Raw genomic sequence first — 25,445 nt, 5'->3', positions numbered from 1 at the left:
GAGGGAGCAAGGCGTTGTCCACCGTCATCGAGCAGCCCGTAGAGGCCCGTCTCGTCGCCGCCGCACCGCGCATGCCGAGCATTCCCGCGACGCTGCGCTACGACCGGCGCGACCCGTTCGCCGTCGTCATGACCTTCCCGGCCCCGGCCACCCTCGAAGGGGTGGAGGTGTGCTGGACCTTCTCGCGCGAGCTGCTGGCGGCCGGACTGCACGGACCCGAGGGGCGCGGGGACGTCCGGGTGCGGCCGTACGGCTACGACCGTACGGTGCTGGAGTTCCACGCTCCCGAGGGCACCGCGATCGTCCATGTGCGCTCGGGCGAGATCCGGCGCTTCCTGGAGGCGGCCGACGAGCTGGTCCCCGTCGGTTTCGAGCACCTTCAGCTCGACCTGGACCACGGCCTCGCCGAACTGATGAAGGACGCCTGCTGAGCGCCACGGTCCGGGGCTGATCGCCTCGGCGCCCCGCGGGCTTCCTCGACACCCGCGGAATTTAATCGCGTTGACAGCCTCCGGCACCCCTCCTACCGTTGGTGACGGTTCTGTTGCCGTCGATTGGAGAAGGACGTTGCTCGTCTGAGGTCCCGAGACATCGCGTCGCACCGGTTGAGGTGTGCGCGGCGTACGACCTTGGCGTCCGAGCCGTCCCCCGGCACAGGCCTTTTTTCATGGCCTCCTTGTGCCCCACGACTTTTCGGTTCCCGCCTCGCGGTGTCTCGACATGCGCCCACCAGACCGCACGACACCCCTGCGAGGCCCTCATGTCAGCTTCCCTCACCTGTACGTCCCTCTCCTTCACCTGGGCCGACGGCACCGCCGTCCTCGACGGGCTCGACATCGCCTTCGGGCCCGGCCGCACCGGGCTCGTCGGGGTCAACGGCTCCGGCAAGTCGACCCTGTTGAAGCTGCTCGCCGGCGAACTCACCCCGGACGACGGCACCGTCCAGATCTCCGGCGAGGTCGGCCACCTCCCCCAGAACGTCACCCTCGACACCGCGCTCCGCGTCGACCAGGCCCTCGGTATCGCCGCACAGCGGGCCGCACTGCACGCCATCGAGGCGGGCGACGTCGCCGAGGAACACTTCGAGACGGTCGGCGACGACTGGGACGTCGAGGAGCGCGCGCTGGTCACCCTCGGCGAACTGGGGCTCGGCCACATCGGCCTGGACCGCACGGTCGGCGAGGTCTCCGGGGGCGAGTCGGTGCTGCTGCGGCTGGCCGCACTGCTGCTGCGCCGCCCCGACGTACTGCTGCTGGACGAGCCCACCAACAACCTCGACGTGTACGCGCGCCGCCGGCTGTACCAGGCCGTCGCCGCCTGGCCGGGCGTGCTGGTCGTGGTCAGCCATGACCGCGAACTGCTCGAACTGGTCGACCAGATCGCCGAACTGCGCTCCGGGGAGGTCACCTGGTACGGCGGCAACTTCTCCGCATACGAGGCGGCCCTGGCCGTCGAGCAGGAGGCGGCGGAGCGGATGCTGCGCGTCGCCGAGGCCGATGTGCGCAAGCAGAAGCGCGAACTGTCCGACGCCCAGGTCAAGCTGGCCCGGCGCAAGCGGTACGGCCAGAAGATGTACGAGCAGAAGCGCGAGCCGAAGATCGTCATGGGCGCCCGCAAACGCGCCGCCCAGGAGTCGGCGGGCAAACACCGCATCCTGCACGAGGAGCGGCTCGCCGAGGCCCGGGAGCGCCTGGACGAGGCGGTGGAGGCGGTACGGGACGACGACGAGATCCGCGTCGACCTGCCGTACACGGCCGTACCGCCCGGCCGGCAGGTGCTCACGCTGGAGAACCTGACGACGGCCTACGGAGCGCGCGTCAAGGGCATCCTCGATCTGCGCGGCCCGGAGCGGATCGCGCTGGTCGGCCGCAACGGCGCCGGCAAGACGACGCTGCTGCGGACCGTGGCCGGGGAACTGGCACCGGTGTCCGGCGAGGCGCACGCGCATGTGCCGCTGCGCTTCCTGCCCCAGCGGCTGGACGTGCTGGACGACACGCTGAGCGTCGCGGAGAACGTGGCCCGGTTCGCGCCGGGCGCCACCAACAACCGGGTCCGGGCGCGCCTGGCCCGCTTCCTGTTCCGGGGTGCGCGGGCCGATCAGCAGGCGGCCACCCTGTCCGGCGGCGAGCGGTTCCGGGCGGCCCTGGCCGCGCTGCTGCTCGCCGAACCGGCACCCCAGCTGCTGCTGCTCGACGAGCCGACCAACAACCTCGACATGGCGAGCGTGCGGCAGCTGACCTCGGCCCTGGAATCGTACGAGGGCGCACTGCTCGTGGCCGGCCACGACCTGCCGTTCCTGGAGTCGATCGGCATCACCCGCTGGCTGTTGCTGGAGGAGGGGGAAGTGAGGGAGATCGCGCCGGAGGCCGTCCAGGGCCTCGGTGAGGCATCCGCACAGGGCGACGGCCCTGTGCAGAGCACGAGGAGGTGACATCTCAGGAGGGGCACAGCCTGACAACGAGGGTTTTGTCCTGGCCGGAGCGGACTGCATGATGGCCAACCGGCATCGCGTTCACCGGTGCCGACCACCGCACCATCGATTCGAAAGGTCCCTCGTGCCCAGCAAGAAGGCCCTCGTCCGCCGCCCCAGCCCCCGCCTCGCCGAAGGCCTGGTGACGCATATCGGGCGGGAGAAGGTCGACGTGGGTCTCGCCCGCGAGCAGTGGGAGGCCTACGTCGAGGCGCTGCGCGCACACGACTGGGAGACGGTCGAGGTCGACCCGGAGGACGACTGCCCGGACTCGGTGTTCGTCGAGGACACCGTCGTCATGTACAAGAACGTGGCGTTGATCACCCGGCCCGGCGCGGAGTCCCGGCGGGCGGAGACCGTCGGCGTGGAGGAGGCGGTGGCCCGCCTCGGCTGCTCGGTGAACTGGATCTGGGAGCCGGGCACGCTGGACGGCGGGGACGTCCTGAAGGTCGGCGACACGGTGTACGTCGGCCGCGGCGGACGCACCAACGCGGCCGGTGTGCAGCAGGTGCGGGCCGCCTTCGAACCGCTGGGCGCGCGTGTGGTGGCCGTGCCCGTGAGCAAGGTGCTGCACCTGAAGTCGGCGGTGACCGCGCTGCCCGACGGCACGGTGATCGGGAACATACCGAAGGTCGACCGGCCGTCGCTGTTCCCCGGCTTCCTGTCGGTGCCGGAGGAGTCCGGCTCGCATGTGGTGCTGCTGGGCGGCCACAAGCTGCTGATGGCGGCGAGCGCCCCGAAGACCGCGGAACTGCTGACCGATCTCGGCCACGAGGTGGTGACGGTGGACATCAGCGAGTTCGAGAAGCTGGAGGGCTGTGTGACCTGCCTCTCGGTACGACTGCGGGAGCTGTACGCCTGATCGGTTGATCCCGTCACTCCGACGGCCCCGGGATCGTTGGATCCCGGGGCCGTCGGCATGCCCGGGACCGCGGCCGAACGTGCCGTGGAACGGCGCCACGCCACACCAGGAGGCGACTCTGGCCACGCTGATCAGCGATCTTTACAGCGAACTTAACCTACGGCTTCGTAACCTACGGCTTCGTAGCCTACGATCTCGTAGGTTTCCGGCACCGCTCGCCGGACCGTCCCGCTTGTCTCCCCGTTGTTCGGCGTCTCCCTGGAGTTCTCGTGACGATCACCACCCCTCACCTCGGCAGCCCGTCCGCATGGACCGACGCGCGTCTGCTGTTCGCCCTGGAGGAAGTGGTCGAGAAGGAGCTGAACCGGCATATCACGGTCGCCAAGGACTGGATGCCGCACGAGTACGTGCCGTGGAGCGACGGCCGTAACTTCCCGGGCCTGTTCGAGGACGGGGAGGCCTGGGACAAGGACCAGTCCAAGGTCACCGAGATCGGCCGTATCGCCCTCGTGGTCAATCTGCTCACCGAGGACAACCTGCCGAGCTACCACCACGAGATCGCCACGCTCTTCGGCCGTGACGGCGCCTGGGGCACCTGGGTGCACCGCTGGACGGCCGAGGAGGGCCGGCACGGCATCGTGATGCGCGACTACCTGCTGGCGTCGCGCGCGGTGGACCCGGACAAGCTGGAACGTTTCCGCATGGCACATATGAGCGAGGGATTCGAGTCCGACAACAGTCACTCGATGCTGCACTCGATCGCCTACGTCGCCTTCCAGGAGCTGGCCACCCGGATCTCGCACCGCAACACCGGCCATCAGTCGGGCGATCCGGTGTGCGACCGCATGCTGGCCCGCATCGCCACCGACGAGAACCTGCACATGGTCTTCTACCGCAACCTGCTGAAGGCGGCGTTCGAGCTCGCGCCCGACCTGACGATGCAGGCCGTACGCGACGTCGTGGTCAACTTCCGCATGCCCGGCCACGGCATTCCCGGCTTCGAGCGGGCCGCCGCGCAGATGGCCATCGGCGAGGTCTACAACCTTCGCATCCACCACGACGACGTGCTGCAGCCCGTGCTGCGCTTCCTGAAGGTCATGGAGATCGACGGCCTCGGCCCGGAGGGACGCGCGGCGCAGGAGGAACTGGGCCTGTTCATGGGCGGCCTGGACGCCGAGGCCCTCAAGTTCGACGAGAAGCTGGCCGCCCGCAAGGCCCGCATGGCGGCGCGCGCCGCAGCCTGACACGCCCGGGGCCGGAGCGGGATCAGTTGGACGTGCGGCGGAGGGCGAGACGCTCCTTCTCGGACAGGCCGCCCCAGACACCGAAGCGCTCGTCATGGGCCAGCGCGTAGTCCAGGCAGGCCGGGCGCAGCTCGCACATGGCGCAGATGCGCTTCGCCTCGCGCACCGAGCTGCCGGGCTCGGGGAAGAAGAAGTCCGGCCCGGTCTGCGCGCACAGCGCCTGTGCCTGCCAGGTGTCGTCGGCCGGGGTGATCGTCTCGAAGTGCATGACGAGGATCGTGCCGCGCGGCGAAAAACGTTCGATCAACGCCGGGTCAACGCCGCCGGCAGGGCCTTGGGCCGCCTCGATGATGCTCCCCCGGGTCGCTGCCGCGCACGGCGGCGCGCGGGGCGGGGCGAAAACCCGGAGAACGCGCCCGGTCACCGATCGTGAGAGCGGGGCCGGTCCGGTCCCGTGGCTCACGGCGCTCCGGCGGCGATTGCGCTCCGGCGGCGATTGTCAGTGGGCGGTGCCAGACTCGGCAGTGCACTGGACGGGACCCTTCTGAGGAGGGCGAAGATGCTCACCACCCGTTTCGTCGACGGCGCCCCGAACTGGATCGACGTCACCACGTCCGACATCGACGGCGCCCGCTCCTTCTACGGCACTCTCTTCGGCTGGCAGTTCCGGTCGGCAGGACCGGACGCCGGCGGCTACGGCTTCTTCCAGCTGGACGGCAGGACCGTCGCGGGCGGCGCGCCGGCCGGCCCCGAGCAGGGCCCGCCGGCCTGGACGGTGTACTTCCAGAGCGAGGACGCGCAGGCCACCGCCAAGGCCGCCGAACTGGCGCACGGCAGAGTGCTGTTCCAGCCGATGGATGTGATGGGCCAGGGACATATGGCGGTCCTCGCCGACCAGGCGGGTGTGCCCTTCGGGATCTGGCAGCCGGGCCGGACCAAGGGTGTCGACGCGGCGAACGAACCGGGCGCGCTGTGCTGGGTCGAGCTGTACACCCCGGACATCGCGGCGGCCGCCGCCTTCTACCACCAGGTGCTCGGCCTGGAGACCTCCGCCGTGCCCTTCCCGGGCGGGACGTACACCTGCGTCAACCCGGCCGACGGCGGGGACGACACGATGTTCGGCGGGATCGTGCCGCTGGCCGACGCCCCGTCCGAGGCCGAGGGCGGCCCGTACTGGCTGCCGTACTTCGAGGTCGAGGACACCGACGCGGTGGTCGACAAGGCTCAGCAGCTCGGCGGGCAGGTGCGCATGCCGGCGACGACCATGGAGGGCGTCGGCCGCATGGCCAAGTTCACCGACCCGTACGGCGCCCGCTTCGCGGTGATCAGAAGCGAGTCGCCGCAGGGCTGAGCCGGCCGCCCGGACCGGGGGCCGCTCGCGCGGTGGCTATGCGGAGGCCCGCCGTATCAGGGTGGTCGGGAGGATCACGCCGCCCGCGGGCGGCGGCTGCGCCATGGCCGCGCTCCGGTCGCGGCCGTCGGCCAGGCCGCGCAGCAGCAGCCGGGCCATGAGCCGGCCCATCTCCTCGATGTCCTGGCGGACCGTCGTCAGCGGCGGATCGGCCTCCATGGCGACGGGAAGCATGTCGTCGAAGCCGATGACGGCCACGTCCTCGGGGACCCGCCGGCCGCTCGCCCGCAGCACGCGCAGGGCACCGAGCGCGGTGAGGTCGTTGGCGGCGAACACGGCGTCCACGTCCGGGCACCGGTCGAGGAGTGCGCGCATGGCGCGTTCGCCACCGCCCGGGGTGAAGTCGCTCTCCACCACCAGCCGGGGATCACTCGCGCCCGGTACCCCGGCCATGACGTCCCGGTAGCCGTCGAGCCGGTCCACCGCCGACGTCTGGTCCAGGGCCCCGGTGAGGTGCGCGATCCGGGTGCGGCCGAGGTCCACGAGATGGCGTACGGCCGCGCGGGCCCCGCCCCGGTTGTCGCAGTCGACGTACACCACGCCCGGGCCCTCCCCCGTGGAGCGCGTGTGCCCGGCCGCGTCGCCGTCGTCGCCCCAGCCGGGCCGGCCTCCGAACACGGTGGGCACGCCGGCGTCGTGGATCAGGCCGGGCAGCGGGTCGTCGAGGTGCAGGGAGAAGACGAGGGCGCCGTCGACATGGCCCCCGGCGAGATACCGGGCCACACGCGCGTGATCGTCGCGGCCCTCGGTCAGGAGCAGTACCAGTTGGTTGTCGTGGGCGGTCAACTCCTTGCTGATCCCGCGCAGTTGGAGGGCGAAGAAGGGGTCGGCGAAGACCCGGGTCTCGGGCTCGGCGATGACGACCGCGACGGCGTCGTGCCGCCTGGTGACCAGGCTGCGCGCCGCCTGGTTGGGCACGTAGCCCAGTTCCGCCACGGCCCGCCGGACCCGTTCGGCCAGGGGTTCGCGCACCCCGTCGCCGCCGTTGACCACCCGGGACACGGTGGCCCGGGACACACCGGCCCGCGCGGCCACGGCCTCCAGCGTGGGACGCGACACTGCCTCGGTCACTTCGGCACTCCTCATCGGGGGCTGCCGGCCAGGATAACCACGCGGCAGCCGTGACGAGGATGCCTCGTATCGCGGAAGCCGGCACCGATCGGCCGGCTCACAGGCGTCTGATGGCCGAGCGACGGGCCCCGTCCGCGCGGTGGGCCGGCCACGTCGGACCGGGGGTCAGTCCAGCAGATCCAGGGTCGTTCCCACACCCCGGCGCTCGGCCGCCCGCCAGGCGAGCCAGGTGAGGGCGAGGTCCTGCCAGGGCAGCCCGACGGGGGCGTACACCGTGCGCTGCCCGGCCGAGGTACGTCCGGGGTGTGCGCCGCCCAGGACGTCCGTGAGGGTCGCGTCGGCGGTGGCCCGGTTGATGTCAGGTGCCGACAACACCCCTGCCTGTACGGCGAGTTCGGGGTCGTCGACGACGAGGAGCGCGGTGTCCAGCAGGTCGGGGGCGAGTTCCCGCTTGCCGGGCTCGTCGGTGCCGAGGCTCGTGAAGTGCTGTCCGGCGCGGGTGTCCGCGAGGGCGAGCAGCGGGGCCCGGGACCAGGTGGCGAGCAGCACGGTGTCCGCGGCCTCGGCGACCGCGCGGGCCGAGTCGAGCACCCGGCCGCCGTGCCGGGCGGCGAACGCTGTGGCCCGACCGGGGTCGGTGTCGTGGACGACGAGTCGAGGGGGCCGGCGCTCGCTCGCCAGACCGCGCAGGGTCAACTCGGCCTGGGCACCGGCTCCGATCACGCCGAGTACGTCGTATCCGGCCGGTGCCAGGAGTCCGGTTCCGAGGGCGGCGGCCAGCCCGGTCCGCCAGGCCGTGACGGTCGCGGAGTCCAGCAGGGCGAGCAGTTCACCGTCCGCGCCGCTGTGCAGGCAGATCACACCGCGCAGGGCGGGCCGGGCACCGGGGAACTTGGCGTTGACCTTCACGGAGTAGGCGTCGACGCCGGGCAGCAGGCCGGGGACGAGCACGGTGGCGGTGCCCGGGAACGGCAGATCGGTACGGACCCGGAGACCGGGTACGGCGGTGCTGTCGGACGCCCTGTCCGCCGTCCTGTCGGACGTCCCGCGGGCCGTACGAAAACCGTCGCGCAGGGCGGCGAGACAGGCCGCGGGTTCGAGCACGGCCTCCAGATCGCTTCGGGTCAGGACGCGGGTCATGCCCGCATGATCCCTTGCTCCGGGGCCGTTGTCAGTGCCGTCGTGCATGCTGTGATCAGTGGCGGACGGAGGCCATGGACCAGGGGAGGACAGGGTGTTCAGGGGGGATCGAGTACATCGAGGACGTCGACAGGGCGCGATGCCTTCAGGAGGTCTTCTCCTGCCGGGCCCGGCTCGGCTGGACCCGCTTGGGTTCGCCGGGCATCTTCGGGTACTCCGGCGGGTACGGCAGATCGCCCAGGCCGTGGTCGTGTTCGTCGCGGCGGGCCAGTTCCAGCAGTGCCTCCAGAGAGTAGGCGTGGTCGTCCATGTCGGCGTGCACGTCGCCGAGTTCGGCGAAGCGGGCGGGCATGGTGGTGAGGTCGAAGTCGGCGGGGTGGGCCACGCCGACCTCGTCCCAGCGCAGGGGTGCCGAGACGGGGGCGTGGGGGCGGGGGCGCACGGAGTAGGCGGAGGCGATGGTGCGGTCGCGGGCCGTCTGGTTGTAGTCCACGAAGATGCGGCGACCCCGTTCCTCCTTCCACCACTTGATCGTCACCTGGTCTGGCATCCGGCGTTCGAGCTCCCGGCCGACGGCGATCGCGGCGCGGCGCACCTGGGTGAAGGTCCAGAGGGGTTCGATGGGGACGAAGACATGCAGGCCCCGGCCGCCGGAGGTTTTCGGCCAGCCGCGCAGTCCGCCGAACTCGTCGAGGACGGCGCGCAGTTCATGGGCGGCGCGGGCGGCGTCGTCGTAGTCGGTGCCGGGCTGCGGGTCGAGGTCGATGCGGAGTTCGTCGGGGCGGTCGACGTCGGTGGCGCGCACCGGCCAGGGGTGAAAGGTGAGGGTGCCGTACTGGGCGGCCCACACCACGGCGGCCTCCTCGGTGGGGCACATCTCGTCGGCGCTGCGGCCGCTGGGGAAGGTGATGTGGGCGGTCGGGATCCAGTCGGGCATGCCCTTCGGGGCCCGCTTCTGGTAGAACCACTCGCCGCCCACGCCGTCCGGGTAGCGCTCCAGGGTGGTGGGGCGGTCGCGCAGCGCGCGCAGGATGCCTGGGCCCACGGCGATGTAGTACTGCGCGACGTCCAGCTTGGTGAAGCCCCGTTCCGGGAAGAAGATCTTGTCCGGGCTGGACAGTCGTACGGTCCGGCTGCCCGCCTGAAGTTCCACCGCGTCGCCCATGCGGCCACGGTAGGCGCAGCCCGCACCGCTCGCACACCGGGCGGCACGGGGCATATGCGAGCAGAATCGGACCATGGATCTGCCGGTGATGCCACCCGTGAAACCCATGCTCGCCAAGTCCGTGGCGAAGATCCCGCCGGGCATGCACTACGAGGCGAAGTGGGACGGGTTCCGGGCGATCGTGTTCCGGGACGGGGCCGAGGTCGAGCTGGGCAGTCGTACCGGAAAGCCGTTGACCAGGTATTTTCCCGAGCTGGTGACGGCGTTGCAGGAGCGGGTGCCCGAGCGGTGTGTGCTGGACGGGGAGATCGTGATCGCGCGGGACGGGCATCTGGACTTCGACGCGCTGACCGAGCGGATCCATCCGGCCGACTCACGGGTGCGGATGCTGGCCGAGCGGACGCCGGCCTCGTTCGTCGCCTTCGACGTGCTCGCCCTGGACGACCGGTCGCTGCTCGCCACCCCGCTGACGGACCGCCGGGCGCTGCTGGAGCGAGCCCTCACCGCGGCGACGCCGCCGGTGCATCTGGCGCCCGCGACGACGGAAGTCGATGTGGCGCGGCAGTGGTTCGAGCAGTACGAGGGCGCCGGTCTCGACGGGGTCGTCGCCAAGCCGCTCGCCTTGCCCTACCTGCAGGACGAGCGGGCCATGTTCAAGATCAAGCACGAGCGGACGGCGGACGTGGTCGTGGCCGGGTACCGCTTCCACAAGAGCGGTCCGGTGGTCGGCTCGCTGCTGCTCGGGCTGTACGACGACGGGGGCAGACTCCAGCATGTGGGCGTGTCGGCCGCCTTCGCCATGAAGAAGCGGGCGGAACTGGTCGAGGAGCTTGAGCCGCTGCGCATCGACGACGTGACCGGACACCCGTGGGCGGCCTGGTCGGACGAGGCCGCCCATGAGACCGCCCGGCTGCCGGGCGCGCCGAGTCGCTGGTCGGGCAAGAAGGACCTGTCGTGGGTGCCGCTGCGGCCGGAGCGGGTCGCCGAGGTGGCCTACGACCACATGGAGAACGGCCAGCGCTTCCGGCACACCGCGCGCTTCCGTCGCTGGCGCCCGGACCGCACACCGGAGAGCTGTACCTACGCCCAGCTGGAGGAGCCGGTGCGGTACGACCTCGCGGAGATCCTGGGCGAGAGCGACCCCGGCTGAGGCAGGCAGGACGTAGCGCGCGGGCGGCATGAGGATCGCGCGGCCCGGCCGGCCGGGACCCGGCCGCCGCGAGCGACCGGCGTGAGCTGCTGGCATGAGCCCGGTACGGCCATCCGCCGCCCGCACGGGTCATCTCTCGGGCCCGTTCGGCCCACTGAGCGCGCAGGACCGTTTGCGTTCGGGTAGGGCCAGCGCTGACCCGATGAGCGCACAATCCGACAACACGAACGGGGTGGCCGCAGTGGGCATGAGACACAGGGCGCACACGAGGAGCACGGCACTGACGGCGGCCGTGCTGGCCGCATCGATGTCGGGCTCGCTGACAGCCGGCTGCGCCCGCCCCGACCGGGACGACAGCCGCGCCCCGCAGCACACCGCCACCCCCGTCGCACCGCCCACTCGGACACCCCCCGTCGCGGCGGCCGGGTCACCGCTCGCCGTGAAGATCGACAACGTACCGGTGGCCCGCCCGCAGAGCGGCCTCGATGCGGCGGACGTGGTGTACGCCGAGCAGGTGGAGGGCGGGCTGAGCCGGCTGCTGGCGGTGTACGCGACCAGGCTTCCGCGGACCGTCGGGCCGGTGCGCAGCGCCCGCGAGTCCGATCTGGAGCTGCTGCGCCAGTTCGACCGGCCGACGCTCGCCTTCTCCGGCGCCCAGCACAAGCTGCTGCCGCTGATCGGCAAGGCACCACTGCGGGCGCAGTCCGCCGACGAGGACCCCACGGCCTATTTCCGGGCCGCCGGCAAGGCCGCCCCGCACAACCTCTATCTGCGCCCGGCCACGCTGCTGCCGGCCGCCCCCGGCAAGGCGGCGCTGACGACCGGCTTCCGCTATGGCCCGGCCCCGTCCGGTGGCAGGCCCACGGCCTCGCGCACCGTCCGCTACCCGGCTGCGCGCTTCACCTTCACCTGGTCCGCCGAGCGGCACCACTGGCTGATCGCCATGGACGACACGCCCATGGCGACGGCGGACGGCGCGCAGGTGGCGCCGAGGACGATCGTCGTGCAGCACGTGCGGATCCATGACTCCACCTACCATGACGCGCTCGGCAGCCCCACGCCGTACACCGAGACGGTCGGCTCGGGGAAGGCGGAGGTGCTGCGTGACGGCCGGTCCTTCGACGCCTCCTGGTCACGGCCGAAGGCGACGGACGGTACGGCGTTCACGACGGCGGACGGCGGCCGGATGAACTTCGCCGACGGCCAGGTGTGGGTGGTGTTCGCACCGGCGTCGTGAGACGGGGGGATCAGTGCCGCGGGGGGATCAGTGCCGCGCCGCCACCGGCTCCGCCGGACTGCGCAGCCCCTCCGCCGCGTCCGCCACCCGCCGGATCAGATCGAGGAACACCGTCTGTTCCCCGGGCGAGAGGGGGGCGAGGAAGACCTGGTTCATCCGGGCGGTGCGCACGGTCAGCTTGCGGTGGGTGCGCAGGCCGTCGTCGGTGAGGCGGAGCAGAAAGCGCCGGCCGTCCTGCGGGTCGCGCTCCTTGGTCAGCAGTCCCCGGCGCCCCAGCCGGCTGATGACCTCGGCGATGGTCGACCGGTCCAGACCCACCCGCTCCCCCACGGTCCGCTGATCGAGGCCCGGTTCGGCGACGAGCGCGTTCATGACGGCGAACTGCGGCGAGGTGATCTCCTCGGAGACCATCGTGTTCCACAGCAGGTAGTGCGCCTGCTGGAGCCGCCGGGCCAGATGCCCGGGATGGATGCCGAGGTCCACGGCGGCCATACGCGCTCCCCTGATCGGCTGATCAATTAGTTGGTGCACTGAACAATACCGACAGTCAGCCCGACTGTCTGCCTGCTGTCCACCCATCGATGGGCCTGCACACTGGGGCCTTGACGGCTCCCGGCCCCGGTGGCAGCGTGAGGAGCGCTTCACCGAAATACTCAGTGCCCTGATTAATTGATGACATTGATTGATGAGATGGGGCTTCACGGATGGACAAGGTGGTCGCCACGGCCGCGGAGGCGGTGGCCGATGTGCCGGACGGTGCGTCACTGGCGGTGGGCGGGTTCGGGCTGAGCGGTGTGCCGAATGTGCTGATCCAGGCGTTGTACGAGCGTGGGACGGGTGCGCTCCGTGTGGTGTCGAACAACTGCGGGGCGATGGAGTCGGGGCTGGCGGTGCTGCTGGCGGCGGGGCGGATCGCCCGGGTGACCGGCTCCTATATCGGCGCGAACAAGGAGTTCGCCCGCCAGTACCTGTCCGGTGAGCTGGAGGTGGAGCTGATTCCGCAGGGCACGCTGGCGGAGCGGTTGCGCGCGGGCGGAGCCGGGATCCCCGCCTTCTACACGCCGGCCGGAGTGGGTACCCAGGTCGCCGAGGGCGGACTGCCGTGGCGGTACGACGGGCAGGGCGGGGTGGCGCTGGCATCGCCCGCGAAGGAGGTGCGGGAGTTCGACGGCACCGAGTACGTCCTGGAGCGTGCCATCCGTACCGACTTCGCGCTGGTCAGGGCCGCTCGGGGCGACCGGCACGGGAACCTGGTGTTCAACCGGTCGACCCGGAACTTCAACCCCCTCGCGGCCATGGCCGGGAAGGTCACGATCGCCGAGGTGGAGGAGCTGGTCGAGCCCGGCGCGATCGACCCCGATGCCGTACACCTGCCGGGCGTCTTCGTGCAGCGGGTCGTGGCGCTGACGCCGGAGCAGGCGGCGGACAAGCGGATCGAGCGTCGGACGGTGAGTGTCTGATGGCGTGGTCGCGTGAGCAGATGGCCGCGCGGGCGGCACGCGAGCTGCGGGACGGCCAGTACGTCAATCTCGGTATCGGGCTGCCGACGCTGATCCCCAATCATCTGCCCGAGGGAGTGGAGGTGGTGCTGGAGTCGGAGAACGGGATCCTGGGCACCGGCCCCTATCCGACCGACGACCAGGTGGACGCGGATCTGATCAACGCGGGCAAGGAGACCGTCACCGTACTGCCGGGGGCGTCCTTCTTCGACTCGGCGCTGTCGTTCGCGATGATCCGCGGCGGGCACATCGATGTGGCCGTGCTGGGGGCGATGCAGGTCTCCGCCGGTGGTGACCTCGCGAACTGGGCGGTGCCGGGCAAACTGGTCACCGGGATCGGCGGGGCGATGGACCTGGTCCATGGCGCGCGGCAGGTGATCGTGATGATGACGCACCTCGCGAAGGACGGCTCGCCGAAGATCCTCAAGGAGTGCACGCTGCCGCTCACGGGGAAGGCGTGTGTGAACCGAGTCATCACCGATCTTGCCGTGCTGGATGTCACCGGGGACGGGCTCGTGCTCGTGGAGACCGCGCCGGATGTGAGCGTGGACGAGGTCATCGCCCGGACCGACGCCGAACTGACCATCGCCGAGAACCTGCTGTGAAGCCGCTGTGAACACCGCTCACATGCTCGCCGCCCGAGGAAGCGTCAGGTAGCCCCATGAGCCTCACCCAGCAGGACATCGACCGGGAGATCGCCGCCCGGCACGCAGCGTACGAGAAGCGGCTCGCCGACGGCGCCCCCGTCGAGCACCACCCTCGCCGCGACTACACGCCCTACCGCTCCTCCGTGCTCCGCCATCCCGTGCAGCCCCCGGTCGCCATCGACAGCGCCCAGGACCCGGAACTGGTGGAGCTGTACTCCCCCGCCTTCGGGGAGCGTGACATCACCGAGATCGACAACGACCTCACCCGGCACCACCGGGGCGAGCCGGTCGGCGAGCGGATCACCGTCTCCGGGCGGCTGCTGGACCGCGCCGGGCGCCCGGTGCGCGGCCAGCTGATCGAGATCTGGCAGGCCAACTCCGCCGGCCGGTACGCCCACCGGCGCGAACAGCACGACGCCCCGCTCGACCCGAACTTCACCGGAGCGGGCCGCACCCTCACCGACGCCGAGGGCCGCTACCGCTTCACCACGATCCAGCCGGGCCCCTACCCCTGGCGCAACCACGTCAACGCCTGGCGCCCCGCCCACATCCACTTCTCGGTGTTCGGCGCGGCGTTCACACAGCGGCTGGTGACGCAGATGTACTTCCCGAACGACCCGCTGTTCCCGTACGACCCGATCCTGCAGTCGGTGACGGACGACGCGGCCCGGCAGCGGCTGATCGCGACCTACGACCACGGTCTGTCGGTGCCGGAGTTCTCGCTCGGCTACCACTGGGACATCGTGCTGGACGGCCCGTCCGCCACCTGGACCGAAGAAGGGCGCTGACCCCCATGACGAAGACCGACACGAGCGGCCCGGAGCAGGTGCCGCCCACCCCGTCCCACACGGTCGGCCCCTTCTACGGCTATGCGCTGCCCTTCCGCGGCGGCGAGGACATCGCACCGCTCGGCCACCGGGACACGATCACCGTGCACGGGTACGTCCTCGACGGCGCGGGCGAGCCGCTGCCGGACGCCCTGGTGGAGCTGTGGGGTCCGCGCCCCGACGGCACCGTCCCCCAGGTGGACGGCTCGCTGCGCCGCGATCCGGCCACCGGCGGCCATCTGGGCCGCAACGGCGTGGAGTTCACCGGCTGGGGCCGCAGCCAGACCGACGCCGACGGCCACTGGTACGCCCGTACCCTGCGGCCCGGTGTCCGGGGCCGGGGCGCCCCGTACCTCAGCGTCTGTGTCTTCGCGCGCGGCCTGCTCATGCATCTGTTCACCCGGATCTATCTGCCGGGCGACGAGGCCGCACTCGCCGCCGACCCGCTGCTCGTCCGGGTGGGCGACCGGCGCGACACGCTGATCGCCGGCGACGAGGGCGAGGGCGCCTACCGTTTCGACATCCGCCTTCAGGGCGAAGGCGAGACGGTCTTCCTGGAGTACCGGTGACACCTGACGACAGTGACAGCAGTGACAGCGGTCTGCTCGCCCCTGGGTGGGCCGGCTCCCCCGCCGCGCACGCGAGCGGCGACAGCGCGTATCTGCGGGCCCTGCTGGACGCCGAGGCCGCGCTGACCCGTGCCCAGGCGGCGCTGGGCCTCGCCCCGGCCGAGGCCGCCGACGCGGTGGCCCGCGCGGCCGAGCCCGCCCGTTTCGATGTGCGCTCCCTCGCCGAACGCGCCCGCGCCGGCGGCAATCCGGTGATCCCGCTCGTCGCCGACCTCACCGCCGCGGTGGGCGAGCCGTACGGCCCGTACGTCCACCGGGGCGCGACCAGCCAGGACATCCTGGACACCGCGACCATGCTGGTCGCCGCGCGCACCCTGGAGCCGGTCCTCGCCGACCTCGCCCGCACCGAGCGCGCGCTCGCCGCGCGGGCCGCCGCACACCGGGACACCCCGATGCCCGGCCGCACACTCACCCAGCACGCCGTGCCGACGACCTTCGGCCTGAAGGCGGCCGGCTGGCGTTCGCTGGTCCTCGACGCACGGGACCGTCTGGCCCGGGTGCGCGCGGCACTGCCCGCCCAACTCGGCGGTGCCGCAGGCACGTTGGCCGCATTCGAGGGGTACGGCGCCCGGGACGCGACCGCGCTGACGGAGACGTACGCCCGTGCGGTGGGGCTCGCCGCGGCGCCGTTGCCCTGGCACACCCTGCGCACTCCGGTCGCCGATCTGGCCGGCGCCCTGGCCTTCACCGCGGGCGCCCTGGGCAAGATCGGCGAGGATGTGCTGACGCTGTCGCGCACCGAGCTCGGTGAGGTGGCCGAGGGCAGCGGCGGCGGTTCGTCCGCCATGCCGCACAAGGCCAACCCCGTGCGCGCCACGCTCCTCGCGGCCGCGGCCCGGCGCGCTCCGCAGCTCGCGGCCACGCTGTACGGCTCGCTCGCGGCGGGTGACGAGCGCCCGGCCGGGGCCTGGCACGCCGAGTGGGAGCCGCTGCGCGAGCTGCTCCGGCTGACCGGGGGCGCGGCCCGGGACGCGGCCGAACTCGCCGAGGGCCTGCAGGTGAACACCGGCACCATGCGCCGGAACCTGGACCTCACCGGGGGACTGATCGTCTCCGAGCGCCTGTCCGCCGTACTGGCGCCCCGGCTCGGCCGCGCCCGCGCGAAGGCGCTGCTCACCGAACTCGCCCGCCGCGCCCGCACCGAAGACCGACCACTCGGTGAACTTCTCTCCGAAGAACCGGAGCTGACCGATCTCGACCTGGCCGGCCTCACCGATCCCACGCAGTACACCGGGTTCGCCGGTGCGCTCACCGACCGTGCCCTGGAGCGACGTTGACCGTGAAACTCCTCGACCACCTGGCCGAAGGCCCGGCCTCCGCTCCCCCGCTGCTGCTCGGACCCTCGCTCGGCACCTCGTACGCCCTGTGGGACGCGGTGGCGCCCGAGCTGTCGGCCGGCCACCGCGTGGTGCGCTGGAACCTGCCCGGGCACGGCGGCTCGGCACCGGACCTGATCGGGCCGGGCGCGACCGTCGGCGACCTCGCGGCGCTGGTGCTGGCCCTCGCCGACGGGCTCGGCATCGACCGGTTCGGCTACGCGGGCGTCTCGCTCAGCGGCGCCGTCGGCCTCCATCTGGCCGTGCACCACCCCGACCGGCTGACCTCGCTGGCGGTCATGTGTTCCGCCGCCCGCTTCGGCGGCGAGGCACCCTGGCGGGAGCGGGCGGAGCGGGTGCGGCACGAGGGCGTGGAGTGGCTGGCGGCGAGTGCCGACGCACGCTGGTTCACTCCCGGGTTCACGGTGCCGGGGCTGGTGCGGGACCACCGGGAGGCCGATCCGCGGGCGTACGCCGCCTGCTGCGACGCGCTCGCCGCGTTCGACCTGCGGGACCGGCTCGGCGACATCGCCGTACCGACGCTCCTGGTGGCGGGCAAGGAGGATCCCTCGACCCCGCCCGCACGGCTGCGGGAGATCGCCGACGCAGTGCCCCGCGCCACACTGGTGGAGCTGCCCGGCTGCTCCCATCTGGCGCCCGCGCAGTGCCCGCGGGCCGTGCTGACCGCGCTGCGCGCCCAGCTCGACGGGCCGCCGGCGAGCGGGACGGCAGTGCGCCGGGAGGTGCTGGGCGATGCGCATGTGGACCGGGCGCAGGCCCGGCAGACCCCGTTCACCGCCCGCTTCCAGGACTTCATCTCCCGCTACGCCTGGGGGGAGATCTGGACCGATCCGACGCTGTCCCGCCGCGAGCGGAGCATGATCACGCTGACCGCGCTGGTCGCGCACGGCCACACCGACGAGCTGGCGATGCACGTCCGCGCGGCGCTGCGCAACGGGCTCACGCCGCCGGAGATCGCCGCGGTGCTGCTGCAGACGGCCGTCTACTGCGGGGTGCCGGCCGCCAACTCCGCGTTCGCGACGGCGCAGCGGGTCCTCGACGAACTCGCGGAGAACGCGGAGAACGACGAGGGAGCCGGCGAAGGGGACGGCGAGGGGGATGGCGCATGCCGGGGCCGAGGGTGACCCTGCCGCTACCGCAGTCCCCGTCCCGTCTCCAGCACCTCCCTGGCCTGGGCCACCAGGCCCTCCGCGCCGCAGGCCCGGGCGAGGTCCAGGCCCCGGGTGAGTTCCGCGGCGGAGCGGGCGGCGATGCCGTACTCGACGCGAGCCGCCGCGTGTTCGTACTGACAGGGTGAGGCTTCCAGGTAGGTGACGGCGCGGGCGGCGAGCTGGACCGCACGGCCGCCGGTCTCCAGGGCGGCGGCACAGCGCAGGGCCTCGCCGATCGCCGTGTCCGTGCCGAAGCGCTCGGCCTGCCGGCGGGCGTCGGCGGCGAGCTGTGCGGCGCGGGCCGGGTCCTGGCCGGCGACGGCCTTGGCGAGGTCGATGGACCACGGTGACAGGACGGGGTTGTGGCCGCCGCGCGAGGCGGCCGTCTTCTCCGCGGCCTCCAGTTCGTGGATGCCGTCCTCGCTGCGGCCGACGGCGAGCAGCAGCCGGCCGCGGACACAGCGGATGTCGGGCAGCACGATCGTGGAGGGGTACGGCGGTGCGAAGCCGTACTGCTCGGCGACCGACCAGGCCTCGTCGACCCGGCCGCGGGCCAGCAAGGTGTCGACCAGTCCGCAGGTCGCCGACCAGTACAGCGGCAGCCGACGGCCGACGCGCTCGGCGAGGACGAGGGCCTCGCGCAGGGTGGTCTCGGCGTCGCGCAGCCGGCCCTGTCTGCGGTAGGCGAGTCCGAGGAAGGCGTTGGCGAGGGAGAGGTGGCCGCCGCGCCAGCCGGCGCTGGTGTAGGCGCGCAGGGCCTCGGCGAAGAGGCTCTCGGCGCGGTCGAGCCGGTCGGCGTAGGCGTACGCGCTGCCCAGCATCATCAGCAGCTCGATGCCCCACTCCTGGCCGGTCCAGCCGAGGCCGGGCGCCAGACGGCCGTTGACGAGGGCACGGTCGCACAGTTCGAGGACCTCGTCCGCGCTCTCGCCGTGGGTCATGGCGTCGAAGCCGCGCAGGATGAGCAGGGCGCGTTCGGCGTTGTCGCGGCCGGTGCAGGTGCGCGCCAGTTCGGCGAGGCGCGCGGAGCGGGCCGGGGAGACGGTCTCGCCGTGGATGCCCTCCCACATGAACTGCACGGCCTGCAGCCGCAGCTTGACCGGGCCCGGTTCATGCCGGGCGGCCTCGGCCTCGACCGTGCGGACGGCCTCCTCCAGCTGGTCGTTGTGGAGCAGCGCCTGGGAGAGCCGGACCACCGCGTCGACCCGCCGCTCGCCGTCGAGGCCCGGGCTGCCGAGGGCGTGCCGGAGGTGTTCGACGGTGACGGCGGGTGCGGTGAGCAGGGTGGCGCAGCCCAGTTCGTACAGGACGTGTGCGTGCACCTCGGGGAGCGGCGGCTCCTGCAGGGCGCGTTCGAGGCAGGTGCGGGCCGCGTCGGGCGCGCCGACGGCGAGGTGTTCGCGGGCCGCCTCGCGCAGCTGCTCGACGAGTTCCTCGTCGCCGTCGGGGTGCACCTTCAGCAGGTGCCGGGCGGCCTGGGCGGCGCCGCGGTCCAGTTCGGTGATGATCTGGGCGGCCACGCCGTGCATGGCGGTGCACACGCCGGACGGGATGGAGTTGTAGACGGCGGTGGCGATGAGGGGGTGGACGAACTCCAGCTCGCCCTCCTCGCGTTCGGCGCCGACGACGCGCTCGGGTTCGGTGAGGATGCGGGCGGTGCAGAGCAGTTCGGCGCAGTGCCCGGCGATGGCCTCGTCCATGGTGGCGAGGCGGGCGACCATGTCGACGGTGATGTCGGTGCCGAGGATGGCGGCGGCCCAGGCGAACTGGGTCGCCTCCAGGCCGGAGCCCCTTGAGCCGGTCGACCAGTCCGCCGCCGCGGGCGGCGCGGTTCAGCGCGCGCAGTTCCCCGGCCCGTGCCTCGACCGGCTGCAGTTCGCTGTCCTGCACCTTGGCGAGGAGCTCGACGGACTCGTAGGGGTTGCCCGCGGTGACGGCCCAGACCTCGCGGCAGAACGCGTCGTCGGCGTGCCGGCCGAGGGTGGCGCGGGTGAGTCCCGCGGCGGCGTCGGGAGTGAGGGCCCGGAGGGTGCTGACGGGGCGGCCCGCGGCGGCGGCCACCGCGTCGAGGTGGCGGGCGCTGTCGCCGCTGACCTCGCCGGGCCGGCGGGCGACCAGCACGAGGACGGAGATGTCGTCCAGGCGTTCGACGAAGGCGGCGAGCCAGCGCAGGGTTTCCTGGTCGGCCCAGTGCGCGTCGTCGATCAGCAGCACGAGCGGCCAGTCGCGGCGGGCCAGCCGGCGTACCGCCGCGACGAGTCCGTCGCACACGTACTGCGGGTCGGCGCTGCCTTCCTGCGGGTCGACTATGCCGAGGGCGGGGCCGGCGATGTCGTACCAGTCGCCGAGGTACTCCCGGGCCTCCTCGGGCAGCAAGGAGAGCAGGGCGGGCTGGAGCAGCTGCCGCACCACGTTGAACGGGACGGACTTCAGGGTCTCCGCGCCGCGGGCGGACCACACGGCGCAGCCGCGGCGTTCGGCCATGCGGCGGATCTCGGCCAGCAGCGCGGTCTTGCCGAGTCCCGCCTCGCCGCGGACGACCAGCAGGCTGCCCGCCGACGACTGGTCGGCGCACAGGAGGTCGAGTGCCTGCGCGACGGTGGCGATCTCCGCGTCCCGCTCCCACAGGGGAGCCGGCCCAGTCGTCGGCGGCCGTCCCTCCGTCATCCCGATACCTCCCCAGGTCGCCCGAATGACGTACAGACCACGAGCCTAGCCGTCCGGTGGGATGTGTGGTGGCCGGTCGGGGCAGCTGTTGCCCCGGGGGGTGAAAGTGGGTGCGGGCAGGCGACGCGTCCCCGGACAGAGCAGCCGGTCAGCAGCGGACGGAGCGTCAACCATGGCTGGCACGACCCCGGTTTCGGGTGTCCGCGCCCTCGCGCGCGGGCCGGCGGTGCGCGCGGTGGCGGCGGGGTCGGTGGGCAATCTCGTCGAGTGGTACGAGTTCGGGGTCTACGGCTTTCTGGCCACGGTGCTGGCCGAGCGGTTCTTCGCCCCGGCGGGCGGCGGCGGTGCCGAGGCGCTGGTGCGGACGTACGCCGCGTTCGCGCTGGCGTTCTTCTTCCGGCCGCTCGGCGCGGCGCTGTTCGGCGGACTGGGCGACCGGTGGGGGCGGCGGCCGGTGCTGATCGCGGTGGTCGCCCTGATGACGGGTACGACGACCCTGATGGGCGCGCTGCCGACGTACGCCTCCGCGGGCGTTGTCGCGCCGTGGCTGCTGACCTTTCTGAGGGTGATTCAGGGACTTGCGGCGGGCGGGGAGTTCGGTGGTGCGGTGGCGGTGCTGACGGAGTTCGCACCGCCGGGGCGGCGGGGGCTGTACGGGGCGTGGCAGTCGTTCACGATGGCCCTGGGGCTGCTCTCCGGCGCGGGCGTGGCGGCACTGACGGCCACTCTGCTCACCGCTTCCCAACTCGCCGCCTGGGGATGGCGGTTGCCGTTCCTGCTGGCACTGCCGCTCGGCCTGGTCGCGCTGTGGCTGCGGACCGGACTGACGGAGACCCCGTCCTTCCTCGCACGCGCGCAGGACCCCGGCGCGCGCACGGTGCGGCTCGGGTGCGGGACGCTGCTGCTCGCGGCGGCGCGGGTGACGGGCTGGGCCGCGGCCGGCTGCACCTTCCTCGTGGTGGTGCCGTCGTACCTCCAGGTCACGCTGCACGCGGACGTCCGGCAGGCGCTGGTCCTCGCGACCCTGGGCAACACCGGTTTCGCGGCGGCGATCCTGCCGGCGGGGCTGCTCAGCGACCGCGTCGGCCGGCGGCCGGTGCTGCTCGCGGGGACGGTGCTGGTGACGGTGACGGCCGTCCCGCTCCTCGATCTGCTCCAGGACGCGGGCACCTCCGGTGCGGTGAAGGGGGCGGCGCTCGTCGGCGCGGGCGCGATGGTGGGCCTGATGGCGGGACCGGGGCCCGCGCTGCTGGCGGAGACGTTCCCGACCCGGGTGCGCTGGACGGGCCTAGGACTCGCCTACGCCCTGGCCAACGCGGTGTTCTCCGGCTGCGCGGGCCTGTTCATCACCGAGGCGGTACGCCGCACCGGCGACCAGGACATCCCCGCGTACTACGCGGCGGCGGTCTGCGCGGCCAGTGCCCTCGCCCTGCTGAAACAGCCTGCTCGGAAGGGGAGTTGACCGGTGCTGGTGATCGGGCTGATGTCGGGGACGTCGTACGACGCGGTCGACGCCGCGGCGGCCGTGCTCCGGCTCGACGGTGACACGCTGCTGCTGCGCCCACTGGGGATGGTGAGCACCCCGTACGACGACGCTCTGCGCGCGGTGCTCACCCGGGCGCTGCCCCCGGCCGCCGTACCGCTCGCCGAGGTGTGCCGGCTGGACACCGCCATCGGTCGGGCGTTCGCGGCGGCGGCCGTCCGGGCCGACCGTGAACTGTGCGACGGCCAGGCCGAGTTGGCTGCCTCGCACGGCCAGACCGGCTACCACTGGGCCGAGGGCGGGCGGGTGCACGGCACGCTGCAGCTGGGGCAGCCGGCGTGGATCGCGGAGGCGAGCGGGCTGCCGGTGGTCGCCGACTTCCGGGCCCGGGACGTCGCGGCCGGCGGCCAGGGCGCGCCGCTGGTCAGCCTGGTCGACCTGCTGTGGCTGCGCGGCAGGCCGGGCCGGGCGGTGGCCCTGAACATCGGCGGCATCGCCAATCTGACCGCGCCGGACGGGACGGCGTTCGACACCGGTCCGGGCTGTGCGCTGCTGGACGCGGCGGTGCGGGAGTTCAGCGGCGGGCGGGCGGCCTACGACGCGGACGGCGCGCTGGCCGGGCGCGGGCGGCCACGACGGCGGCTGCTGGAACGGCTGCTCGCGGAGCCGTACTACGCGCTGGCACCGCCGAAGACGACCGGCAAGGAGGTGTTCCACACCGGGTATCTGCGCGCGGCCGGGCTGTTCGACGGCGTCCGCCCCGAGGACGCGCTGGCGACCCTCGCCGAGCTGACGGCTCGGACCGTCGCGGACGCGGTGCGGTCCGTGGGGGCCACCGAGGTGATCGCGTCCGGCGGGGGCCTGCGCAACCCGGTGCTGACCAGGATGCTCCGGGAGCGGCTCGCGCCGGTGCCGGTGCACGCCTCGGACGTGCTGGGACTGCCGGCCGCCGCGAAGGAGGCGTACGCCTTCGGGGTCCTCGGCTTCCTCACCGTCCACGGCCTGCCCGGCACCGACCCGCGCAGCACGGGCGCCCGCCGTCCGAGCGTCCTCGGGTCACTGACCCCGGGCAGAAACGGGTTCCGCCTGCCACCGGCCGCGCAGCGCGCACCGGTGCGGCTGGTGGTGGAGAGGTAGGGGTGGGGGTGGGGGTGGGGGCGGGGGGCGATAAACACAGGTCCGCCATCGACAGGTCCGCCGTCGTCCACAGCGCGGCGGCGGAAAATTCCCGGCGGTGAAATGTCCGCTCCGGCCGTTTGGCGGCGGATCCTCTCATCCCGCTTTCACCGTCGCCTCGTACGGTGGGGCCATGACGCAGGTGACTCCTCCCGGGTGGTACCCCGACCCCGGGCAGACGAACGACGGTCCGCCCACCGAGCGCTGGTGGGACGGCAAGGCCTGGACGGACCAGACCCGCCCCGCCCAGGCGGCCGCCCCGTGGGGTCCCCCGACGCAGTCGCCGACGGCCGGCGACCCCGGGTACGGCGCGCAGCCGGGGTATCCGGCCTATCCGGGCCACCCCGCCCCGCCGCAGGCCGGGGCCCGGCGCGGGCTGCGTACCGGTATCGCCGTCGCGGTGGCGGCCGTGGTGCTGGCGAGCATCGGGGTCGGCGTCTACGCCCTCTCCAAGGGCGACGGCGGCGGCAGCGCCCGGGCCGGGGCCGGGTCGCGTCAGGGGGCCGGCGGCGGCCAGAACGGCGGGCCGGGCGGCGGCTTCGGCGGACCGGGCGGATCCGGAGGCCCGGGAGGCTCGGAGGGCTCGGGAGGTTCGGACGGCTCCGGAGGTTCCGACGGCTCGGACGGTCTCGGCGGGCCCGGTGGGTCCGGTGGGGCCTCGCCGTCGCCGGGCCAGTCCGAGGCACCCAAGATCAAGGGCGGTGGCACGGTGCCGGACCCGGTCAACGGCATCAGCCTGCCGGTGCCGAAGGGCTGGACCGGGCAGACCATCAGCGTCGGCGCGCAGGTGACCTCCGACGACTCGTACAAGTGCCCGGGCAACTCGACGCAGAACTGCACCTCGGGCGGCGCCTACACGGCTCCGGCCCAGGCGCTGGGCACCGACGGCACCACGGCCGAGGAGGTCGCCAAGGCGGACATCGCGGCCAACGCGAAGGAGTCCTACGGCGGCACCACGTACGGCAGCATGACCTCGCACCAGGTACTGGGCTCCGGGGCGGTGACGGTGGCCGGGCAGAAGGGGTACATGGTGCGGTGGAAGGCGGTCACCAGCAAGGGCGCCGACGGCTATGTCGAGTCGGTGGCCTTCCCCTCGCCCGACGACGCCCAGCGGATCGTGGTGGTGCGCTTCGGCGTCGACGTCGGGCAGCAGACGTCGGTCATCGACGAGATCCTGAAGGGGATCAAGGTCTCGGCCGGCGGCGGGAACGGCCAGGACGTCTGACCGGCGGCCCCTTCGGGGGCAGATCCGGGGGCGGATACTGCAGCCGGGCGGGGTTCCCTCCGCTCAAGGGGAACCCCGCCCGGCCGGGGGGAGCGCCGCCCCCGTCCCCACGGTGCGGCGCCGACAGGTCGCCGTTCAGTCATCCCGTGAACGGCGGCCTGGGTCTTGTGTCAGCCCGAGCGCGGGCAGCACGGTGGCCTCCACGAACCGGGCGAGATAGTCGGCGTCGGCGTACTGGCCGCTGAGCACCGGCCGGACGCGCAGCACACCGAACATCATGGCGGGGATGTACTCCAGCGCCGGATGGTCCGCCCGGACCTCGCCCCTGGCCACCCCCCGCGCCAGCATCTCCTGCAGCGCGGCGATCTCCGGATTGACCAGCGCCTCGCGCAGCGCCTCGGCCAGTTCCTTGTCGGCCGTCCACGCGTGCCCGAGGGCCTGCAGCAGCCTGGTGTCCTTGCCGGACCAGTCACCGGCGGCCCGCGCCGCCTGGCGCAGGTCCTCGGCGAGCGACCCGGTGTCGATGCCGGCGAAGCGCACCCGGCGGCTGGCGCGCAGCGCGGCCGCGACGAACTGCGGCTTGGTCTTCCACTGCCGGTAGAGCGTGGACTTGCTGCACCGGGTGCTGGCGGCGACGCCCTCCATGGTGACGGACTCGTATCCGCACTCGCGGATCTGCTCCAGCACGGCGTCGAAGAACTCCCGCTCACGCTCGGGCGTGATCTTGGAGCGGCGCGTGGCGGCGACCGTCTCCGGTCCGTCCGCGGCCTGCGACGTCATGTGGTGCTTCCCCTCGCTCGTGTCCTGCGGGTCGCTGACTCATGGCTCGGCTCATGACCCGGCTCCTGGCTCGCTGAAGCGTCGCTCTAGCGGCGCTTCCGACTCTGTCTCCAGCGTCTTCCGACCCGGTCTCCAGTGTGTCGCACATCAATCGATACGCCAGTGTACCGGTACTCCATCGTATCGGTACACTGGCGTATCGGTACGGAGACGTATCGATGAGCCTCGGCCCCGCGCCGGGGCTCGTACGCACCACCACACGCACCACCGTCAG

22 protein-coding genes and 1 pseudogene are annotated in these 25,445 nt (G+C 72.7%); 16 read left to right on the top strand and 7 right to left on the bottom strand.

What is annotated here, in order from left to right:
• The first annotated feature begins 14 nt into the window (after nucleotides 1-14).
• From ssgD to IE277_RS21420, 4 genes are all read left to right on the top strand, one after another.
• Entirely contained in the window at nucleotides 15-431 is a 417-nt protein-coding gene (gene ssgD / locus IE277_RS21435) for a spore wall synthesis regulator SsgD (protein ID WP_189954796.1), read from the top strand.
• A 329-nt stretch (nucleotides 432-760) separates the two neighbouring features.
• Nucleotides 761-2,431, top strand: coding sequence for an ABC-F family ATP-binding cassette domain-containing protein (locus IE277_RS21430; protein ID WP_189954793.1), 1,671 nt, complete (start codon nucleotides 761-763; stop codon nucleotides 2,429-2,431).
• Between the two features lie 124 nt (nucleotides 2,432-2,555).
• The gene (ddaH, locus tag IE277_RS21425; protein WP_189954791.1) at nucleotides 2,556-3,332 is read left to right on the top strand and encodes a dimethylargininase; all 777 of its coding nucleotides are present in this window, start codon (nucleotides 2,556-2,558) and stop codon (nucleotides 3,330-3,332) included.
• 269 nt (nucleotides 3,333-3,601) lie between these two features.
• On the top strand, nucleotides 3,602-4,576 hold the full coding sequence (locus IE277_RS21420) for an acyl-ACP desaturase (RefSeq protein ID WP_189954789.1): 975 nt from the start codon (nucleotides 3,602-3,604) through the stop codon (nucleotides 4,574-4,576).
• Between the two features lie 22 nt (nucleotides 4,577-4,598).
• On the opposite strand, the gene IE277_RS21415 is transcribed toward IE277_RS21420, so the two are convergent.
• Nucleotides 4,599-4,844 carry a WhiB family transcriptional regulator gene (locus IE277_RS21415; RefSeq protein WP_189954787.1) on the bottom strand — a complete coding sequence of 82 codons (246 nt, stop codon included), beginning with the start codon at nucleotides 4,842-4,844 and terminating at the stop codon, nucleotides 4,599-4,601.
• Between the two features lie 291 nt (nucleotides 4,845-5,135).
• On the opposite strand from IE277_RS21415, the gene IE277_RS21410 reads away from it, so the two are divergent.
• Entirely contained in the window at nucleotides 5,136-5,927 is a 792-nt protein-coding gene (locus tag IE277_RS21410) for a VOC family protein (protein ID WP_189954785.1), read from the top strand.
• Nucleotides 5,928-5,963: 36 nt separating this feature from the next.
• Here the strand turns inward: IE277_RS21410 and IE277_RS21405 are convergent, their stop codons facing one another.
• From IE277_RS21405 to ligD, 3 genes are all read right to left on the bottom strand, one after another.
• Nucleotides 5,964-7,058: a LacI family DNA-binding transcriptional regulator gene (locus IE277_RS21405; RefSeq protein WP_189954783.1), complete on the bottom strand. Its 1,095-nt coding sequence runs from the start codon at nucleotides 7,056-7,058 to the stop codon at nucleotides 5,964-5,966.
• A gap of 165 nt (nucleotides 7,059-7,223) precedes the next feature.
• On the bottom strand, nucleotides 7,224-8,198 hold the full coding sequence (locus IE277_RS21400) for an ornithine cyclodeaminase family protein (RefSeq protein ID WP_189954781.1): 975 nt from the start codon (nucleotides 8,196-8,198) through the stop codon (nucleotides 7,224-7,226).
• Between the two features lie 145 nt (nucleotides 8,199-8,343).
• Entirely contained in the window at nucleotides 8,344-9,363 is a 1,020-nt protein-coding gene (ligD, locus tag IE277_RS21395) for a non-homologous end-joining DNA ligase (RefSeq protein ID WP_189954779.1), read from the bottom strand.
• A 73-nt stretch (nucleotides 9,364-9,436) separates the two neighbouring features.
• On the opposite strand from ligD, the gene IE277_RS21390 reads away from it, so the two are divergent.
• Both IE277_RS21390 and IE277_RS21385 read left to right on the top strand, forming a co-directional pair.
• On the top strand, nucleotides 9,437-10,513 hold the full coding sequence (locus IE277_RS21390; protein ID WP_189954777.1) for an ATP-dependent DNA ligase: 1,077 nt from the start codon (nucleotides 9,437-9,439) through the stop codon (nucleotides 10,511-10,513).
• Between the two features lie 202 nt (nucleotides 10,514-10,715).
• Complete coding sequence (locus IE277_RS21385; protein WP_373310836.1) at nucleotides 10,716-11,750, top strand: DUF3048 domain-containing protein; 1,035 nt, start codon at nucleotides 10,716-10,718, stop codon at nucleotides 11,748-11,750.
• Nucleotides 11,751-11,777: 27 nt separating this feature from the next.
• Here the strand turns inward: IE277_RS21385 and IE277_RS21380 are convergent, their stop codons facing one another.
• Entirely contained in the window at nucleotides 11,778-12,242 is a 465-nt protein-coding gene (locus tag IE277_RS21380; protein ID WP_189954775.1) for a MarR family winged helix-turn-helix transcriptional regulator, read from the bottom strand.
• Between the two features lie 212 nt (nucleotides 12,243-12,454).
• On the opposite strand from IE277_RS21380, the gene IE277_RS21375 reads away from it, so the two are divergent.
• Genes IE277_RS21375 through pcaDC form a run of 6 tightly spaced genes read left to right on the top strand, consistent with a single transcriptional unit; the run spans nucleotide 12,455 to nucleotide 17,813 of the window.
• On the top strand, nucleotides 12,455-13,210 hold the full coding sequence (locus tag IE277_RS21375; protein ID WP_189954773.1) for a CoA transferase subunit A: 756 nt from the start codon (nucleotides 12,455-12,457) through the stop codon (nucleotides 13,208-13,210).
• Nucleotides 13,210-13,854, top strand: coding sequence for a CoA transferase subunit B (locus IE277_RS21370; RefSeq protein WP_189954771.1), 645 nt, complete (start codon nucleotides 13,210-13,212; stop codon nucleotides 13,852-13,854). Before IE277_RS21375 ends, IE277_RS21370 begins: the two co-directional genes overlap by 1 nt.
• 56 nt (nucleotides 13,855-13,910) lie before the next feature.
• Nucleotides 13,911-14,684, top strand: coding sequence for a protocatechuate 3,4-dioxygenase subunit beta (gene pcaH, locus IE277_RS21365; protein WP_189954769.1), 774 nt, complete (start codon nucleotides 13,911-13,913; stop codon nucleotides 14,682-14,684).
• A 5-nt stretch (nucleotides 14,685-14,689) separates the two neighbouring features.
• Nucleotides 14,690-15,292: a protocatechuate 3,4-dioxygenase subunit alpha gene (gene pcaG, locus IE277_RS21360; protein WP_189954767.1), complete on the top strand. Its 603-nt coding sequence runs from the start codon at nucleotides 14,690-14,692 to the stop codon at nucleotides 15,290-15,292.
• Nucleotides 15,289-16,629 carry a 3-carboxy-cis,cis-muconate cycloisomerase gene (gene pcaB, locus IE277_RS21355; RefSeq protein WP_189954765.1) on the top strand — a complete coding sequence of 447 codons (1,341 nt, stop codon included), beginning with the start codon at nucleotides 15,289-15,291 and terminating at the stop codon, nucleotides 16,627-16,629. The genes pcaG and pcaB overlap by 4 nt, the downstream gene beginning before the upstream one ends.
• Nucleotides 16,626-17,813: a bifunctional 3-oxoadipate enol-lactonase/4-carboxymuconolactone decarboxylase PcaDC gene (gene pcaDC / locus IE277_RS21350; protein ID WP_189954763.1), complete on the top strand. Its 1,188-nt coding sequence runs from the start codon at nucleotides 16,626-16,628 to the stop codon at nucleotides 17,811-17,813. The genes pcaB and pcaDC overlap by 4 nt, the downstream gene beginning before the upstream one ends.
• Nucleotides 17,814-17,821: 8 nt before the next feature.
• Here the strand turns inward: pcaDC and IE277_RS21345 are convergent.
• Nucleotides 17,822-20,507, bottom strand: a pseudogene (locus IE277_RS21345) (ATP-binding protein).
• A 172-nt stretch (nucleotides 20,508-20,679) separates the two neighbouring features.
• Between IE277_RS21345 and IE277_RS21340 the strand changes: the two are divergent.
• From IE277_RS21340 to IE277_RS21330, 3 genes are all read left to right on the top strand, one after another.
• Nucleotides 20,680-21,969: an MFS transporter gene (locus IE277_RS21340; RefSeq protein WP_189954761.1), complete on the top strand. Its 1,290-nt coding sequence runs from the start codon at nucleotides 20,680-20,682 to the stop codon at nucleotides 21,967-21,969.
• Nucleotides 21,970-21,972: 3 nt separating this feature from the next.
• Complete coding sequence (locus IE277_RS21335) at nucleotides 21,973-23,127, top strand: anhydro-N-acetylmuramic acid kinase (RefSeq protein ID WP_189954759.1); 1,155 nt, start codon at nucleotides 21,973-21,975, stop codon at nucleotides 23,125-23,127.
• Between the two features lie 172 nt (nucleotides 23,128-23,299).
• Entirely contained in the window at nucleotides 23,300-24,391 is a 1,092-nt protein-coding gene (locus tag IE277_RS21330) for a DUF2510 domain-containing protein (protein ID WP_189954757.1), read from the top strand.
• Nucleotides 24,392-24,526: 135 nt separating this feature from the next.
• Here IE277_RS21330 and IE277_RS21325 read toward each other — a convergent pair whose 3' ends face one another.
• Complete coding sequence (locus tag IE277_RS21325; RefSeq protein WP_189954755.1) at nucleotides 24,527-25,171, bottom strand: TetR/AcrR family transcriptional regulator; 645 nt, start codon at nucleotides 25,169-25,171, stop codon at nucleotides 24,527-24,529.
• Between the last annotated feature and the right edge of the window lie 274 nt (nucleotides 25,172-25,445).

Origin of the sequence: Streptomyces alanosinicus (assembly GCF_014650595.1) — a bacterium.
Lineage (GTDB): Bacteria > Actinomycetota > Actinomycetes > Streptomycetales > Streptomycetaceae > Streptomyces > Streptomyces alanosinicus.
Note: the sequence above shows the minus strand (reverse complement) of the source record. Positions and strands in the feature narration are given on the sequence as shown.